Consider the following 15,340-nt stretch of genomic DNA (forward strand, 5'->3'; position numbering starts at 1 on the left):
CAAAACCGCACGAAAAACCGCCGGCGGAAAAGCGTGACGTTTCGCCGTTCTTGCTTTCGATCGGGGCTTCCTTCTTGGCCGTCGACTTCTTGGCAGCGGCTTTGGGAGGCGATGCCTTCTTGGCGACCTTCTTCTTGGGGGCCGCCTTCTTCGCCGTGGACTTTTTGGACGCCGCTGTCTTGGGGGCGACCTTCTTGGTTGAAGGCTTCTTCACAACCTTCTTGGCCGTTTTCTTTGGTGCCGGCTTCTTGGCCACCTTTTTCTTAGGTGTGGACTTTTTCGCGGCCTTCTTGGGAGACGCTTTCTTGGCAACCTTGCGTACGGCTTTCTTCGGTGCCGTTTTCTTGGCGGTCTTCTTCGCTACAGCGGTCTTCGGCGCGGCCTTCTTGGCAGCGCGTTTCGGAGACTTCTTGGCCGACTTCGCCGCGCGCGTCTTCTTGGCCGTCGGCTTCTTGGCTGCGGTCTTCTTGATGGTGGCAGGCTTGCGCGACTTGGAGGAGGATTTGGCCAACGGCTGGGCTCCCGGGACGCCGCCCCGCGTTCGAGATTCGCCCGGTACTGCCCGGAACGGTCCGAACATCACCTGAACAGGCTATTTAAAAGTGGCCAAAGGTAGGAATGTGATCGGCCAGTGTCAAGTTGGCAGGGTTCGATAGGTCACACAGCCGTCGCCAGCAATGCGCGGATGTAATCCCGCACGCCGGTCTCGCCGCGACGCAGCGCGGTGGTATTGCCGTGGCGATCGAAGAACGTCTCGGCCTTGGTGGTGTCGAAGTTGTTGGTCGGGCCCGTTTCCGCCCGGTCGACGATCTCGGCGGTGCTGCCGGTCACTTCCTTCGTGAGCTCGGCCACACGCTGCCAGTAGAGGTATTGGTCGACGAGGTTGTAAATCTGTCCGGCAGTTTGCTCATCGCCGATCGCGCAGGTCAGGGCGTCGGCGACATCCTGAACGTGGGTGATCTTGCCGCCGCGGTCGATGTCGATCTTCTCGCCAGCGGCGGCGCGTTGGATGAGGCCCCGCCACTGGCTGCGCTGGAGGTCGGGGTCGACGCCGTAAACCGCGGCCGGCCGCCAGGCGCTGGTGTTCATGCCGTAACGCGCGTGATACGCCTTGAGGTGTGGCTCGACCGCGGCCTTGTAAGCGCCGTAGAGCGTCGCGGGCCAGAGCGGATGAGTCTCGGTGATGGTCGGCGTCGTCACGATTTCGTGGTGCGTCGCAACCGACGAGACAAAGACAAACTGCCGACAACCGGCCTGGCGGGCGGCTTCCAGCAGGTTCAGCGTCCCAAGCACGTTGCCGCGAAAATGTGCCTCGACATCGTCGCGCCGCAGCGGCTGCCAGTCGACGGAGTTGTGAATGACTGCGTCGACACCTTTGACCAGTTCGTGGGCAACGTGCAGTTCGTCGTGGGTGCCGACGACGAACTGATTCACCGATGACTCGATGTGATCGCGTCGGCTGGATTCGCGGACCAGCGCGCGAACTTCGTGGCCGGCCTGGACGAGCGCCTTGGCCGTGTAGGAACCGATGAAGCCAGATGCGCCGGTGAGTGCGACAAGCATGCGAGGTCCGGGGCTGAACAACGGTTAGGGTCAGTGGATGAACCGCATCTCGCCGAAGTTCGGCACGATGCTGGGGAGGTTCTCGACCGGACGATGACCGGCCGGCCAATACACGAAGAATGCCTTGCCGAGGATGAACCGCCGCGGCACCCGCCCTGGCTCGACCGAAAGCCCTTCGGCCTTGAGTTCGACGGGATTGTTCCAGTACCGGCTGTCGCCCGACAAGAGCGAGTTGTCGCCGAGCGTGAAGAACTCGTCGGGCCCGAGCACGATCGGTGTTTTCGGTTGAACGCCCAGACCCTGTGGCCTGTCGGGTGCGCCGTCGGCGGTGGGCATACCCCAGATCATGCTCGGCCCGGTGAGGTAGTAGACGTCGCGCCAGACTTTGACGTGCCGGAGCTCGGCGTCGATGCCGTCGGCGGTCAGTGCGAGTCGGGCCTTCGCGGGCTTCTCTCCGTCGAAATCATCCTGCTGCATCGCGATGTACTCGTCGAGCAGGGCCTGCACGTCGGGGGCGTACTCATCCGGCGTGGTTTGCAGCACGACCTTGCCGTCAAGGCGGAGGGTGACCTGATGGTCGACGCTGGCGAGTTCGACATAGGTCCAGTTGCCGTTGGGGATGCCGCGATCGCTGGACGCGATCACGCTGGCAGGATTGTCGCCGCGCTGCATCGTCATGGACGTGCTGTCGGCGGTGACCGTGATGGTGAAAACCACGTCACGGCGACTGACCATCAGCTCCAGATCGCCACCGCCGTTGGTCAATGCGTCGAACTCCAGCATGACATCGCGGACGTTAACCAGCGGATCACCGGCGGACTTGACGCGTCCGCTGAGCAGCTTGCCGCCGGTTGCCAGGACGTCTTCATCGAGCGGGCGGTAGCCGTCGGTGTGCGTGTAGGGGTACGTCGCTGATCGGCGCGAGGCTTGCTGTTTAGTGGCGGGGCTGTTGAGGGTGACGTCGGCCGCCAGCCAGTCGGTGAACATCGGTGCGAGCAATCGGCTGCCGATGATCCCGTTGCGGGCGAGTTGTGCGTCGATGATTCCGTTGCGGTCTGGATCGAACCGCAACGTTGCCCGGCCGTCGCTCGCGCCGATCGACATGGCCCGGCCGTCCGGGCCTGCCTCAAGGTCCCACGCGCCGCTCAGGTCCGACCATGGGTTCACGAACGCCGGGTCGGAAATGCCCAGCGCCTTGCCGTCCGTGCGGCGGATGTCCCGAGGCAAGCCCTGGCTCTTGAAATCGTGGTCGTAAACGATCCGCCAGAGCGCGTCCTGGACTTTCTTGGGCTTGGTTTGGATGACGTAGTCGGCCGCGGTGGGCGTGGGAGTGTCGGCGACGTAGATATCGCCGTCAAGGATCATCACGGTTTCGCCCGGCAGGCCGATGAGCCGCTTGATGTAGTTCTGTTGATAAGGCTCCGCGCCCGACTTGTCGATGTCCGGGTTCTTGAACACGATCACGTCCCAACGGGCGGGCTCGCGCAGGATGTAGATGTACTTCTGGACGAGAATGCGATCGCCATAGTGGATCGGCGGGGCGGTCGCGTCATTGTCGGGATCCCCTTCGATGATCGGCGGCACGCGGTACAGCGTGTTGGGGCTGATGATCGGCAGAACCTGGTTTTGTCCCCGTCCGTCTTGTCCGACGACGACGGCCGTTTTCGGGATGATGAGTTGGCCGTTGATATCGCCGGCCGCGGAGTAGTTGGTGATCCAGCGGTAGCCCGAGTCGGGGTCGGTGAATCGCATGTGCGCCCCGAGCAGCGTTGGGGCCATCGAGCCGGTCGGTATCACGAACGCCTCGACAACGAAGCAGCGGAACATGAACGCGAGGACAAACGCGATGAGCATGTTCTCGACCAACTCCTTGATCCCGCCGCTGTGTTTGCGGGCTTGGGCTGGAGCGGTCGAAGCTTCGGGCTGGGGAGATGTGCTGACGTCCGACATGCGGCAGGATGATACCGGTGTCATCACGATTGCGAGCTGGCGGTTGTGATGGGGCGGGAAAAGGTCGATGATTGGGACATGACGTTGCTGTCAGAGAAACCGACGGTGCTGATCACCGGGGCGGCGGGCTTTATCGGATCCCACTGCGCCGAGCGGCTCACCGCGCTGGGCTGCCGGGTCGTTGCGGTCGACAACTTCAACGACTTCTACGACCGCAAGTGGAAAGAAATGAACCTCAAAAGCGTCGGCAACAGCGTCGACGTGGAAGAGATGGACATCACCGACGGTGCCGAGATCGATCGCGTCGTCCGCCTCTCCAAACCAGCGGCGATTCTTCACCTGGCCGCGATGGCCGGCGTCCGACCGAGCATCGAGCAACCCGCCTACTACGCCCGAGTCAACGTCGAGGGCACCACGCACTTGCTCGAAGCCGCCCGGAAGAACGGGGCGAGCCACTTTGTCTTTGCGAGTAGCTCGAGCGTCTACGGCAACCTTGATCACGTTCCGTTCAGCGAGACCGACAACGTCGGCGAACCCATCAGCCCATACGCCGCGACCAAACGGGCCGGCGAGTTGATCGCGCACACGTTCAATCACTTGTACAACTTGCCCGTGAGCATGCTGCGGTTCTTCACGGTTTACGGGCCACGTCAGCGGCCGGACCTAGCGATTCACAAGTTCACGCGGCTCATCAGCAACGGGGAGAAAGTGCCGTTCTTCGGTGACGGGAGTACGAGCCGGGACTACACGTTCGTCGCCGATATCGTCGATGGCATTCTCGCGACCATCGACCGCGACACGACAAGGAACCCGTACCGCATCTACAACCTCGGCGGCAGCAGTCCGGTGTCGCTCAGCGAGCTCGTCGCCGGCATCGAGAAGGCGGTCGGCAAGAAGGCCGACCTCGACCGCCAGCCCGGGCAGCCCGGCGACGTGAGCCGCACCTTCGCCGACCTGTCTCGTGCCAAGGCCGAGATCGGCTACGAACCGAAGGTGTCACTCGACGAAGGACTCGCTCGATTCGTGAAGTGGTTCCGCGAGTTCGGCCACCTTTACACGCTGCCGGAGTGAGCCCGATGCGCCTCGCCGTCGTCGGTCCAAGCCCGTGCGGAAAATGCACCGCGGTCTGCTGCAAGCAGACGATCACCGAGCACGCGGTGTTGCTGGAAGGGCCTGACGAGGAGCGACGCTTCGGGCCGTGGAGCGAGACGTTCGTGCTCAACGGCAACCAGAGCCGACGCGTCATCCCATACCGCGCGGGTCGTTGCCCCTTCCTCGGCGAAGACGATCGCTGCACGATCTACGACGACCGGCCCTTGCACTGCCGACGGTTCGAGTGCACCAAGTTCTTCGATCACCGCGGCCAACATGGTCATTTTCTGCGAACCAACAATGACGTCCTGCGACTGCTGAAAGGTTGGGCATGAAGTACGGAATGTTTCTGATCGCGCTCTGGTTGGTCACCAGATCGGCCGGTTGTGCGTCGCTGGATCGAACCGTTGACCACCGGCTCGGACCTGACCTGTCAAAGCGGTGGGTATCGGTCGAGTTCGTTGCCGTGCCGTTCGAAGAAGCGATTGACGTTTGGTCCGAGCAGGCCGACGTGTCGACGATCGTCAACTGGAGAGTGCTTGAACTCAGCGGCATCGACCGCACGACGCCGGTCGATTTGATACTGGAGGATGCGCCGGCGGACACGGCCCTCCAGCTTATTCTCGACGCGGTTGGGGGCGGGTTTGTTCTGTTGAGTTCGATGCGGATCGACGGGCACCTGCTCGTTTCGACACGCGACGACTTCGATGCGCCCGAGTTCCAGCAGACCCGGGTGTACGACGTGAGTGAGTTGATCGGAGACGATGACGATGCGACAGCGGTTATCGAGTTCGTCGCGGGAGCCTTGGACGACGGTGTGTGGCGAGACCCTCCGCGACAGCTACGAATCCGCTACTGGGACGGTCGGCTGCTCGTAGATTGTCGACCGGATGAGCACGAGGTGGTCCGCGATCTTCTGAGCAAGCTGCTGGAGCCCGAGCCGATCTAATCGGCCTGGGCTGCAGCCCAAGTGTCTTTGGGCTTGACCGCGAAGCCTTCGATGAGAACCGACTTGGCTTCGGCGTCGCCACGGAAGTTGCCAACTTCACGGTAGTCGGTTTGGCCGGAGTCGAGCATGGTTACGACGATATGCCGTTGTGTCGGATCGACGATCCAGTATTCGCGAATACCCGCCGCGGCGTATTCGGCCCGTTTCGACTTGGGCGTCGGACGGGCTCTGGGAGGCGTCGGGTTGTCGAGCGTCGTGGTGCTCGTAGGTCCAATCCTAACACATCACAACGCAGCCAGGCGCTCCTGCTTGTCCAGTTGGATGAGCGCTTCGATAAGCAGTGCCATGTCGCCGGCGATGATCTTGTCGAGGTTGAAGTTCTTCGTCTCCGAATCCTCGCCGCCCAGGCGATGGTCGGTGCAGCGGTTTTGAGGGAAGTTGTAGGTGCGGACGCGTTGGCTGCGATCGCCGCTGCCCATCATGCTCTTGCGCGACGCGGTCTGCTCGGCGTGTTGCTTGGCTTGCTCCATTTCGTAGAGCGTGCTGCGGAGCAGTGCCCAGGCGCGTTCCTTGTTCTGGCCTTGCGACTTTTGCTCGGTGATCTTGAACTGCAGACCGCTGGGCTTGTGGCTGATACGCCAGCCGGTCTCGACCTTGTTGACGTTCTGCCCGCCGGGGCCGCCGCCTTTGCAGCCGCCTTCCTCGATGTCCTTGGGGTCGATGTGAATCTCGACATCCTCGAGCTCGGGTAGCACGGCAACGGTCGCGGCACTGGTGTGGATGCGGCCCTGTGTTTCCGTTTCCGGTACGCGCTGCACCCGATGTCCGCCGGCCTCGAACTTCAGGTGCCGATATGCCTCGTCGCCGCGGACGCTGATGATCGCTTCCTTGAAGCCGCCGTGCTCGGTTTCGGAGAAGTCGTCGACGGCGAACGCCCAACCTTTGGATTCGCAGTAGACCTGATACATGCCGAGCAGGTCGCGGACGAATAGTGCGGCTTCGTCGCCACCGGTGCCCGCACGTAGCTCCACGAAAAACTTGTCGACGCCCGAATCCTCTGCGGCCAGGAAGCGGTCGAGCAGTTGTTGCTCGAGGCTGGCGAGCCGATCTTCGGCCGCCGGCAACTCCTCGGCCGCAAGCTCGGCCATCTCCGGGTCGTCGGCCAACTCTTTCATCTCCGCGACATCGGCCGTGGTCTTTTCGAAGTCGGCAAACAACTCAACCACGGGCGCGATCCGGCCGCTCTCCTTGCTGATCGACACGAGCTGCTTCGAGTCGCTCAGCACGTCGGGGTCGTTGAGCTTCTCCTGCAACTCGGCATGGCGGGCGGTGGTTTCCTGCAGTTTCGTGATCAACGCGGTCGGAAGCATCGCGGCCAGTTTAGTCGCCGTGCGAAACACTGGGGTAGACTCTCCCATGAGCGAACGTGTCACGATCCTCGGCGACGGCGCGATGGCGACGGTCTGTGCGATCCTTCTTCGACAGAACGGCCATGACGTGACCATGTGGGGCGCCTTCGAGCGCTCCATCGAACGGCTGCTGCAGAACCGTGAACAGGAACGACTGCTTCCCGGCGTGAAGGTGCCTGACGAGGTTCGGCTGACGGCCAACGACGACGAGGCGTTCGACGGCGCGACGCTCGTGTGCAACTGCATCCCGACGCAATACATCCGCGACGTTTTCGTCCGGCTCAAGCCGAACATCCCCGCCGACGTGCCCGTAATGAGCTGTGCGAAAGGCATCGAGATTGCCACGCATCTCCGGCCGACCCAGATCATCGGCGACGTGCTCGGTGACGACCGCGAACTGCTCGTGATGAGCGGGCCGAACATCGCCGGCGAGTTGGCGCGTTACTTGCCCGGTGCGGCGATTGTCGCCGGCGGTACCGAGCATCTGCGGACGCGGGTGCAAAGCGCGTTCGGCACCGAATGGTTGCGGCTGTACACCAACCCGGACCTGCTCGGCGTCGAACTGGCGGGGGCGACGAAAAACGTCATCGCACTCGCCGCCGGGATCGTTGACGGCCTCGCGGCGGGCAACAACGCCAAGGCCGCGCTGGTCACACGTGGGCTCGTCGAGATCGAACGTCTCGGCGTTGCGATGGGCGCGGCCCCGGAGACCTTCGCCGGCCTCGCCAGGGTCGGCGATCTGATCGTCACCTGCATCAGCCCCGAAGGACGCAACCGCACCGTTGGTGAACGCATCGGTAAAGGGCAGACGATCAAGCAAATCCTCAATGACATGGAAAGCGTCGCCGAGGGTGTTCCCACGACCAAGGCTGTCCACGAGTTGTCGAAAAAACACGGCGTCGAGATGCCGATCACGCACGGGATTTACGCCGTGCTGTACGAGGATCGCGACGTGCTGGAGGTGCTCAGCGGGCTGATGAGGCGCGATCCGAAAGCAGAGTTTGGTTGAAGCCCGAGGGCGTTCTTTTCCTAACGCCGCTCCGGGTGGTCTGTCTACACCGCATGGACATCAAACGACTGGGTATGGCGGGCCTGCTGGGTGTGGCGGCTTTGGGCGTCGGTTGTGAAAGCTACACGGCTCGCGGGGCGGGGATCGGTGCCGGCTTCGGCGCGATCGGTGGAGCGATCATCGGCAACCAGAGCGGCGACGCCGGCGAGGGTGCCGCGCTCGGCGCGTTGGTCGGCGGGCTCGCTGGCGGGGCGATCGGGGCGTATCAGGACGACCGGGAACGCCAGTACCGAGAGGCCGAGGCGTATGAATACGGCTATTACGAAGGCTCTCGCCAGCGCGGCGGTAACATCCACTACCAAGCCCCACGCCGCCATCACTATTCCGGCGGCGGTTACTACTACGAGCAAAGCTACGGTTACGACCCGTATTGCCGATGACGGTGGTTTTTCCGGCGCGGGGCGGGACCGGTTTCGCTAAGCTTCCCGCATGCTCAGGGGCATCGCACTTATCGCTTTTCTACTCGTCGCCGTCGGTGCGGTGCGGGTGCAGGTGTTCCTCAATGACGGCGATCGGCCGACGCCCGTGGTTGGCGACGTCGTCTCACACGACGACACGTCGCTGACGCTACAAACCAACCGTGGTGAGAAAACCATCGCCTGGACCGAACTGACCCCGAGCAGCGCGTTCACGGCTCGCATGCGGATCGAGCCGCCCGAGACCGCCGATCAATGGTTGGCGCTCGGCGAGTTCGGATGGTCGGTTGGTGCGGAGAAACAAGCCGAAAGCGCGTTCGCGCGGGCCATGAAGATCAACGACGCGATGGCATCGTCGGTCGACGCGATCAAAGCTCGGCCGTCCGGCACGATGGCTAAAGTCGGGTCGAACGACGAAGGGGCGGCGGGAACGCCCGATGACTTCGGTCAGCCCGAGCCGACCGCGCCGGTGCAGCCGCCCACCGCGACGACCGTGCCGCCGGAACTTGTCGAACGCTGGGCAGCGGCGGTTAAGCAGGACGTTGAACGGCTTCGTACGGAGATCGGTTGGCAGGCAGGCACGTTCGAAACCGACCACTGCCTGGTGTTCACCGACTGGCCGGCCGACGAACACGCCTTCATGGCACACAATCTCGAAGCCGCTTATGCGGCGGTCTGTCAGCTCTTCGAGGTGCCGCTCGACGAAGACGTCCTCGCCGGCAAGCTGCCGATCTTCATGTTCAACACGCAGGAGATGTACCAAGCGTGGGCTCGTACAGCGGGTTTGAGTGCCCGATCCCAGTCGGCGGCAGGGCTGTTCATTTCCTACAGCGACGGGCGCGGCATGCTCGTCATGTGGAAGCCCGACTACCCCCGTGACTCGCGGGGCAATGCGACCAGGGAAGTGATCAAGCGGGCGGAGGATCGGTGGGCCGCCACGCTGTCGCACGAGTTCACGCACGGCTTCATGCACCGCTATCGCGGCAACCGCTACATTCCGAGTTGGCTCAATGAAGGCACCGCCGAGACCGTCGAACACGCGCTGTTCCCGAGACAGCGCAGCTACGAACGGGCCCGCGAGTATGCCCAGAGCGGTCGGCCGATCGCCAAGATGTTCGACGAATCGGCCAAGATCGAGTTCGAGCAGTACCCCGTGGCTCACACGCTCGTCGAGATGCTCATCCGCCAGGATCCCAAGGCGTTTCAGCGACTCATCCACCGCTTCAAGGCCGGGGAAGACCTTGAAACGGTGTTGCAGGCGGAGTTCGGCGTGGACTACGTCGGCCTCGAAGCGGAGTGGCGTCGGCAGATGCTGAGGTAGGCCGGCCGCGCATCAACGCACGGATGCGACGGTCCTCCGCGGTCCGTCGCATCCGTGTTAGATGTCCCGATTGTCGTGAGCCGTTACGCCGCGAGCGGGTGGATGCTCAGGTAGAGCTTGAGCATGCCGCGGTCGAGTTCTTCCATGTCGAGCAGCCGACCGCCGAGCATGCTGGTGCCGTCTTCACGCTCCACGACCCGCGCGACTTCCATCCAGCCGGTCCACTCGTTGGACGGCTGCATGCCTTCGCTCGGATCGACGAACGGGCTGATGCCGGCGACCTGCGGTAGTCGCAGCCGCAAACGCAAGTGCGTGCCGGGGCGGATGTCGTTGCTGTTGGCTTCGATGAGCACGCCCGAGGCCGATAGGTCCACGAGCGAGCCGAGGGGCGTGCCGGCCTGGCGGAAGCCGTCCCAGCGTTCGACCTCAACGCCACGCTGGACCAGGTCGTGCCGGCGGTCGCGGCGTCGATCGAAGCCCAACGGCACCGCCGCGTCGCGTTGCGGGGTCGGTGCCATGGCAAAGCTTTCATCGGCTGCTTCGTCGATGATGTCCATGCTGCGTAGTTCGCTGATGTTGGCCATGTTCGGGTCTCCGTCGGGGTTCGAAACCAGTGAAGGAAAAGCTGCTTGGGGGCGGGGTTGCGACGCGGGTTGTGGCCGCTTGCCCATGTACAGTTCCATCACCATCGTCATTTCCTCCGCTGCTCCGGACGACGTCAGCCCTGTGCCTTGTCGCTCGTTCGTAAAGCCCGGTGATCGTGTGTTAAGCGGTCGGGCTTTGAGAGCATCGGCAGCCGGTTGAGCCTGCTTTGGTGGTGACGGTTGTTCCGGCGCGGGGGTGATAATGTTGCCGGTTCGCGGCCTGACCTGCGGTTCGGTAACGTGTCTTCACCCCCGTCGAGGAAACCCACCATGCGCAAGCTTCTACTCATCGCCGTCATCCTTGTGCCGTTCGCGGCCGGTTGCGTCTCGGATCGAAGCGTGATCGCCCAGGCCGAGCAGGTCCACGGAACCATCGAACCCGCCGTGATCACCGATCCGACGCTCGACGGCTACACACAGGCGATCGGCGATCGGATCGTCGCCGCCGCGTACGAGATGCACCGAAGCGGCGAACTTGAGGGGGCCGACGACTGGATGTTCGAGGACGTGCATTTCCACCTGGTCAACAGCCCGACGGTCAACGCCTTCACCACCGGCGGCAAGCACGTTTACCTCTACACCGGCCTGCTCGAACAGAGCAACACCGAGGACGGCTTTGCGGCGGTCGTCGGTCACGAGTTCGGTCACATCGTCGGCCGGCATGTGAGCAACGGCATGCAGCGGCAGTACATGTCGCTCGCGCTGGCCGCCGGTGCCGCAGGTGTCGCGGCGATCGCCAGTGACGAGGAAAATCGCCTGCAAAACGCGGGCATCGCCGGCGGGGCGGGGTTGGCAGTCGGGCAGGTGGCCGGGCTGAAGTTCGGCCGCGATGACGAAGCCGAGGCCGACGCGCTGGGCTTCGAGTTTTATGTCCGTGCCGGTTACAACCCCGATGACTTCGGCGAGTTCTTCCGCAACATGGTCGAGAAAGGCCATGACGTGCAGGGCTTCCAAGCGTTTCTCTCGAGCCACCCGTCGCTCAGTAGCCGCGTCGAAAACTCACAACGCATGGCGGTCGCCTACAAGCGTGATGTGCCCAACTGGCAGAGCTACCGCCGCCCTGACCTGGCCAGCCCGCGTCAGTTCGAGCAACTCAAGGCCCGCGCCGTCGAGTTCGCCAAGACCGCGCCGCAGGATACGACACTCGGCCAAGCCCAGAAGATCCTCGCCGCATTCCCGAAGTGTGTCGACGTTGGCCCCGAAGAACAGGCGAGTGCTCATCATCATCACGATCACTAACCGGTCGCCATGATAATTCCGTGACCGACCCCAAGCCGTTCAGCGTAGCGGGTCGAACGCGTCGACCGTCGGCTCATCGGCACCGGACTGCTGCCATAGCTCGTCAAGTGTGGCGGCTTTCACATGGCCGTCGGCGAACGCCCAGTGGCTCTTGCCGTTATGTATCTCGGTGGCGATGACGGCTGGGGCACCATCGTCATCGACCTCGCCGTAATAACGAAGGTTGTCAATCCAGCCCCGATCGACGTCGTCGCGCCAGACTTGTTCACCCCACGCAACGGGCATGAAATGATCCTGCGCACGGTCTATCGCCATCTCGCCCAGCAGGACGACTTCGCTGGAGTTGCGAACTTGGTTGAAGCGGATACCGCGGTACGGGTCGTTGTTTCGCGCGAAGTAACCATTGAGGCCGTACGTTGTGAAACGGTCGTTGTTGTCCCACTGTGGTGAGTTGTCTTCCGGGCAGCGCGTGAGATCGGCGTTCTCAAGCGTGTCCTCGGGAAGATGGCCTTGGGCGACGAGCAGCTGAAGCCAACTCCCCGTCGTGTCAAGCGGCTCGACAGGTGGCGGAGCGCTTGGATCAGCGCCGTCTGACGGCACGGGTGGGCGTGGCGGGTACGCGCATTCCCTACAGGCAAGCAGTGTCGAGCTGGCGAGGACGTTGAAAGTCTGTGCGAGTAAGCCAGGTCGCTGGGTGGGACTGGCACTCGCGCTCGGCGGCGGCGTGGGTGCGTCGTCATCGCCATAAACCCCACGGAGTCGACCCGTGCTGGCCGGGTAGAACCGGTCCGGGTCTTCTAGCGCGAATGCGTGCAAGGCTATGTTGATTTCACGCATCTGCGCGAGGCACTTTGTCGCATTCGCCGATTCCCGAGCTTTGCCCAAGACAGGCAACAGAATCGAGATCAACAAAGCGATGATCCCGATGACCACAAGAAGTTCCACGAGCGTAAATGCCGATCGTCGCATCCGAATAGATTATTGCAGAACGGCCTTCAAGCCAAGCTGCTTTGCCTGGGACGCTTATCGCGTTAGCGTCGCCTCGCGACCGGGACCGACGCCGATGATTTTCACGTCGATGCCGACGAGTTGTTCGATGCGTTGGACATAGGCCTTCGCCGCCAGGGGAAGATCGTCAAAGCTGCGGGCCGCGGTGATGTCGGTCTTCCAGCCGGGGAGGGTCTCGTACACGGGCTCGGCGTTGCTTAGCGTGGCGATGTCGGTGCGGAAGTGCTCCATCGTTTCGCCGCCGACGGTGTAGCTCGTGCAGATCTTCAATTCATCGCAAATGCTTAGCACGTCGAGTAGCGTGAGCGCGACGGACGTGACGCCGGAAAGCTCGGCGGCGTAGCGGGCGGCGACGGCGTCGAACCAGCCGACGCGGCGGGGCCGACCGGTCGTGGTGCCGAACTCGCGACCTTCCTCGCGGATGGCACTGCCGATCTCGTCGAACAGTTCGGTCGGCATCGGCCCTCCGCCGACGCGCGTGGTGTAGGCCTTGAGCACGCCGATGAGATCGCCGACATGCTTGGGCGGGATGCCGCAGCCGGTGAAGATGCCAAGGCTGGACGTCGTGCTGCTGGTGACGAACGGGTAGGTGCCGTGGTCGATGTCGAGCATCGTCGCGTTGGCCCCCTCGAACACGACGCGTCGGCCGGCTGCGAAATCATCAAGCAGCAGCCGACCAACGTCATCGACGAAGGGCCCGAGCTTCTCCGCCGCGTTACGGACGTGTTCCTTGACCTTGATCAGGTCGACCCGTTGCCCTCCGAGTACGTTGAGCATGGCGTTGCGTTCTTCGCAGATCGCGTCGAGCCGGGGCATGAGCCGATCGAGGTCGTGCAGGTCGGCGACGCGGACGGCGGTGACGCGCTTGGCCTTGTCGGCGTAGCACGGACCGATGCCACGCTTCGTGGTGCCGATGGACGAGCCTTCGCCCGTGGTCTCGCGCGCCTCGTCCTCGGCCTTGTGCCAGGGCATGACCAAGTGGGCCTTGTAAGACACACGCAAATTGTCCGCCGTCACCGGCACGCCCTGACTCGTGAGCGTGTCGACTTCCTTGAGTAGTTGGTCGGCGTCGATAACCACGCCATTGCCGAGGTAGTTGCGAACACCCTCGCGAAACACGCCAACGGGCAACAGGTGCGTGGCGAACTTCTTGCCGTTGAACTGCACCGAGTGCACCGCGTTGGCACCGCCGTTGAACCGTGCCACCACGTCGGCATGTTCGGTGAGCACGTCCACGACCTTACCCTTACCCTCGTCGCCCCATTGGAGACCGACGACGGCGGAAGCGAGCGGTGAGTGGGCAGGGCGGGCGGTTGCGGAATCGGTCATGAGTTTTCCAGCTGACATCATTCCCCGCTCACCACTGCGCTTCCCCGAACGGGCCGAGGTTTTCCTCACGCTTGGGTTGGGGCAGTAGCTTGAGCAGGGCGGCAACGCGCTTGGCGTCCTTGGCGTTGTTGACCCGTTGGTTGAGCGGATTGGCGTCGAGCAGGCGGATCCTCTCGGCGGCGGTTTCGACCTTGCTTTTCGCCAGATCGTCGAACTCCGCGCGGGTGAACGCCTGGGGCGTGAGGAGTAGGCGATAGCCGGCGGGGTCGTGGTACCGGACGGGCTTGCCATCGGCGTACTCGACGACGACGTCGGCCACCGGTGCCGCAAGACCGACCGCGGGTGCGCTACCGGCGGCTTCCTCCAGGTCGTCGAGATCGGTGAACGCCACCGCCGGCCGGGCCGCGTCGTGAACGATCACGTGGGTGATGTCGTCCTTGATGTGCTCGGCGGCGGCTGCGATCTGGTCGTGCCACTTGTCGCCGCCGACGACCGTCTTCACACCGCTGAACGAAAGGTGGGCCTGGAACTTGAGGTTCACGTCCTCCTTGTCCGACGCCCGGATGATCGCGAGCATCTGCTGGGTCATCGGCCGGGTGACGAACATCTCCACGCACCGCAGGATCGGTTCGCGCTCGGCCACCTTGACATAAGCCCCGCCCGGATCACCCCCATGGATCGGCGGAGCAGTGAGCAGAACCACGGCAAAGCGCTTCTCGGAATCGGCCATGCACGGATCGTGCGAAACGCGATCAGCCACGTCAACACTCGGTTTGACCCGTCCCCGACAACGCCTAGACTGCCGCGTCCTAACGCTAATGCGTAGGGCGCATAGCTCAGTTGGTTAGAGCGCACCCCTGATAAGGGTGAGGTCCCAGGTTCGAATCCTGGTGCGCCCACTTGGCAGGCCGACGATTTCCCGTCGGCTTTCTCTTTGCGCCATCGCGAGTGGATCATCGTCGATTGCGGGGTGACGTTTCCAGGACCGGAATTGCCAGGCGTTGATCTGGTCTTTCCGGAAATACGCTTCATCGATGATGAGAAAATCGATCTCAAGGCGATCGTCATCACCCATGCCCATGAGGATCACTACGGAGCGCTCGCCAGCCTGTGGCCTTACCTTGGTGCGCCAGTCTATGTCACGCCATTTACGGCAGGAATGATGGAAGCCAAACGGGCCTATGAGCGGTCGGCCGAGGAAGTCCCGGTGACCATTTACAAGGCCGGTGATCAATTTGAAATCGGTCCGTTCTCAATTGAGGCCGTGCCGGTGAACCATTCCATCCCGGAGCCGATGTCCCTGATCATCGATACACCTGCAGGACGGATCATTCACACCGGCGACTGGAAG

At 63.1% G+C, this 15,340-nt stretch carries 16 protein-coding genes, 1 tRNA gene and 1 pseudogene; 9 read left to right on the top strand and 9 right to left on the bottom strand.

The features are described from left to right. From AAGD32_16915 to lepB, 3 genes are all read right to left on the bottom strand, one after another. The coding region (locus AAGD32_16915) for a hypothetical protein (GenBank protein ID MEM8875931.1) at nucleotides 1–580 on the bottom strand (580 nt) is incomplete at its 3' end. Nucleotides 581–657: 77 nt separating this feature from the next. Continuing rightward, nucleotides 658–1,563: an NAD(P)-dependent oxidoreductase gene (locus tag AAGD32_16920; GenBank protein MEM8875932.1), complete on the bottom strand. Its 906-nt coding sequence runs from the start codon at nucleotides 1,561–1,563 to the stop codon at nucleotides 658–660. Between the two features lie 30 nt (nucleotides 1,564–1,593). Continuing rightward, nucleotides 1,594–3,513, bottom strand: coding sequence for a signal peptidase I (lepB, locus tag AAGD32_16925; protein ID MEM8875933.1), 1,920 nt, complete (start codon nucleotides 3,511–3,513; stop codon nucleotides 1,594–1,596). Between the two features lie 78 nt (nucleotides 3,514–3,591). Between lepB and AAGD32_16930 the strand changes: the two genes are divergently transcribed. From AAGD32_16930 to AAGD32_16940, 3 genes are read left to right on the top strand one after another with little or no spacing between them, the layout of a single operon-like run. Further along, nucleotides 3,592–4,584: an SDR family NAD(P)-dependent oxidoreductase gene (locus tag AAGD32_16930; protein MEM8875934.1), complete on the top strand. Its 993-nt coding sequence runs from the start codon at nucleotides 3,592–3,594 to the stop codon at nucleotides 4,582–4,584. A gap of 5 nt (nucleotides 4,585–4,589) precedes the next feature. After that, a complete protein-coding gene (locus tag AAGD32_16935; protein ID MEM8875935.1) occupies nucleotides 4,590–4,940 on the top strand; it encodes a YkgJ family cysteine cluster protein in 351 nt (116 codons plus the stop codon). Then, nucleotides 4,937–5,554, top strand: coding sequence for a hypothetical protein (locus tag AAGD32_16940; protein MEM8875936.1), 618 nt, complete (start codon nucleotides 4,937–4,939; stop codon nucleotides 5,552–5,554). Before AAGD32_16935 ends, AAGD32_16940 begins: the two co-directional genes overlap by 4 nt. Here AAGD32_16940 and AAGD32_16945 read toward each other — a convergent pair. Continuing rightward, nucleotides 5,551–5,829, bottom strand: a complete 279-nt coding sequence (locus AAGD32_16945; GenBank protein ID MEM8875937.1) for a Uma2 family endonuclease — start codon at nucleotides 5,827–5,829, stop codon at nucleotides 5,551–5,553. The two genes, AAGD32_16940 and AAGD32_16945, sit on opposite strands and share 4 nt — an antisense overlap. A 9-nt stretch (nucleotides 5,830–5,838) precedes the next feature. Beyond that, nucleotides 5,839–6,924, bottom strand: a complete 1,086-nt coding sequence (gene prfA / locus AAGD32_16950) for a peptide chain release factor 1 (protein ID MEM8875938.1) — start codon at nucleotides 6,922–6,924, stop codon at nucleotides 5,839–5,841. Between the two features lie 46 nt (nucleotides 6,925–6,970). Here prfA and AAGD32_16955 point away from each other — a divergent pair, with 46 nt between their 5' ends. The 3 genes from AAGD32_16955 to AAGD32_16965 are packed head-to-tail and all read left to right on the top strand — an operon-like array spanning nucleotide 6,971 to nucleotide 9,769. Beyond that, nucleotides 6,971–7,972, top strand: a complete 1,002-nt coding sequence (locus tag AAGD32_16955; protein ID MEM8875939.1) for an NAD(P)H-dependent glycerol-3-phosphate dehydrogenase — start codon at nucleotides 6,971–6,973, stop codon at nucleotides 7,970–7,972. 53 nt (nucleotides 7,973–8,025) lie between these two features. Continuing rightward, nucleotides 8,026–8,412, top strand: coding sequence for a glycine zipper domain-containing protein (locus tag AAGD32_16960; GenBank protein MEM8875940.1), 387 nt, complete (start codon nucleotides 8,026–8,028; stop codon nucleotides 8,410–8,412). Nucleotides 8,413–8,461: 49 nt separating this feature from the next. Continuing rightward, nucleotides 8,462–9,769, top strand: a complete 1,308-nt coding sequence (locus AAGD32_16965; protein ID MEM8875941.1) for a hypothetical protein — start codon at nucleotides 8,462–8,464, stop codon at nucleotides 9,767–9,769. An 83-nt stretch (nucleotides 9,770–9,852) separates the two neighbouring features. Here the strand turns inward: AAGD32_16965 and AAGD32_16970 are convergent, their stop codons facing one another. Beyond that, on the bottom strand, nucleotides 9,853–10,353 hold the full coding sequence (locus AAGD32_16970; protein MEM8875942.1) for a PilZ domain-containing protein: 501 nt from the start codon (nucleotides 10,351–10,353) through the stop codon (nucleotides 9,853–9,855). Nucleotides 10,354–10,683: 330 nt separating this feature from the next. On the opposite strand from AAGD32_16970, the gene AAGD32_16975 reads away from it, so the two are divergent. Continuing rightward, entirely contained in the window at nucleotides 10,684–11,652 is a 969-nt protein-coding gene (locus AAGD32_16975) for a M48 family metalloprotease (GenBank protein MEM8875943.1), read from the top strand. A gap of 39 nt (nucleotides 11,653–11,691) precedes the next feature. Here the strand turns inward: AAGD32_16975 and AAGD32_16980 are convergent, their stop codons facing one another. The 3 genes from AAGD32_16980 to AAGD32_16990 all read right to left on the bottom strand — a co-directional run bounded on the left by AAGD32_16980 (nucleotide 11,692) and on the right by AAGD32_16990 (nucleotide 14,719). Beyond that, a complete protein-coding gene (locus tag AAGD32_16980) occupies nucleotides 11,692–12,489 on the bottom strand; it encodes an H-X9-DG-CTERM domain-containing protein (protein MEM8875944.1) in 798 nt (265 codons plus the stop codon). 186 nt (nucleotides 12,490–12,675) lie between these two features. Further along, nucleotides 12,676–13,989 (bottom strand): adenylosuccinate synthase, encoded by a 1,314-nt coding sequence (locus AAGD32_16985; GenBank protein MEM8875945.1) that lies wholly within the window; start codon nucleotides 13,987–13,989, stop codon nucleotides 12,676–12,678. A 28-nt stretch (nucleotides 13,990–14,017) separates the two neighbouring features. Continuing rightward, a complete protein-coding gene (locus AAGD32_16990) occupies nucleotides 14,018–14,719 on the bottom strand; it encodes a 2-C-methyl-D-erythritol 4-phosphate cytidylyltransferase (GenBank protein MEM8875946.1) in 702 nt (233 codons plus the stop codon). Nucleotides 14,720–14,814: 95 nt separating this feature from the next. Between AAGD32_16990 and AAGD32_16995 the strand changes: the two genes are divergently transcribed. Both AAGD32_16995 and AAGD32_17000 read left to right on the top strand, forming a co-directional pair. Continuing rightward, a tRNA-Ile gene (locus AAGD32_16995) sits at nucleotides 14,815–14,888 on the top strand. A 41-nt stretch (nucleotides 14,889–14,929) separates the two neighbouring features. After that, nucleotides 14,930–15,340: pseudogene (locus AAGD32_17000) on the top strand (MBL fold metallo-hydrolase).

The organism is Planctomycetota bacterium (genome assembly GCA_039182125.1).
Taxonomy (GTDB): Bacteria; Planctomycetota; Phycisphaerae; order Tepidisphaerales; family Tepidisphaeraceae; genus JBCDCH01.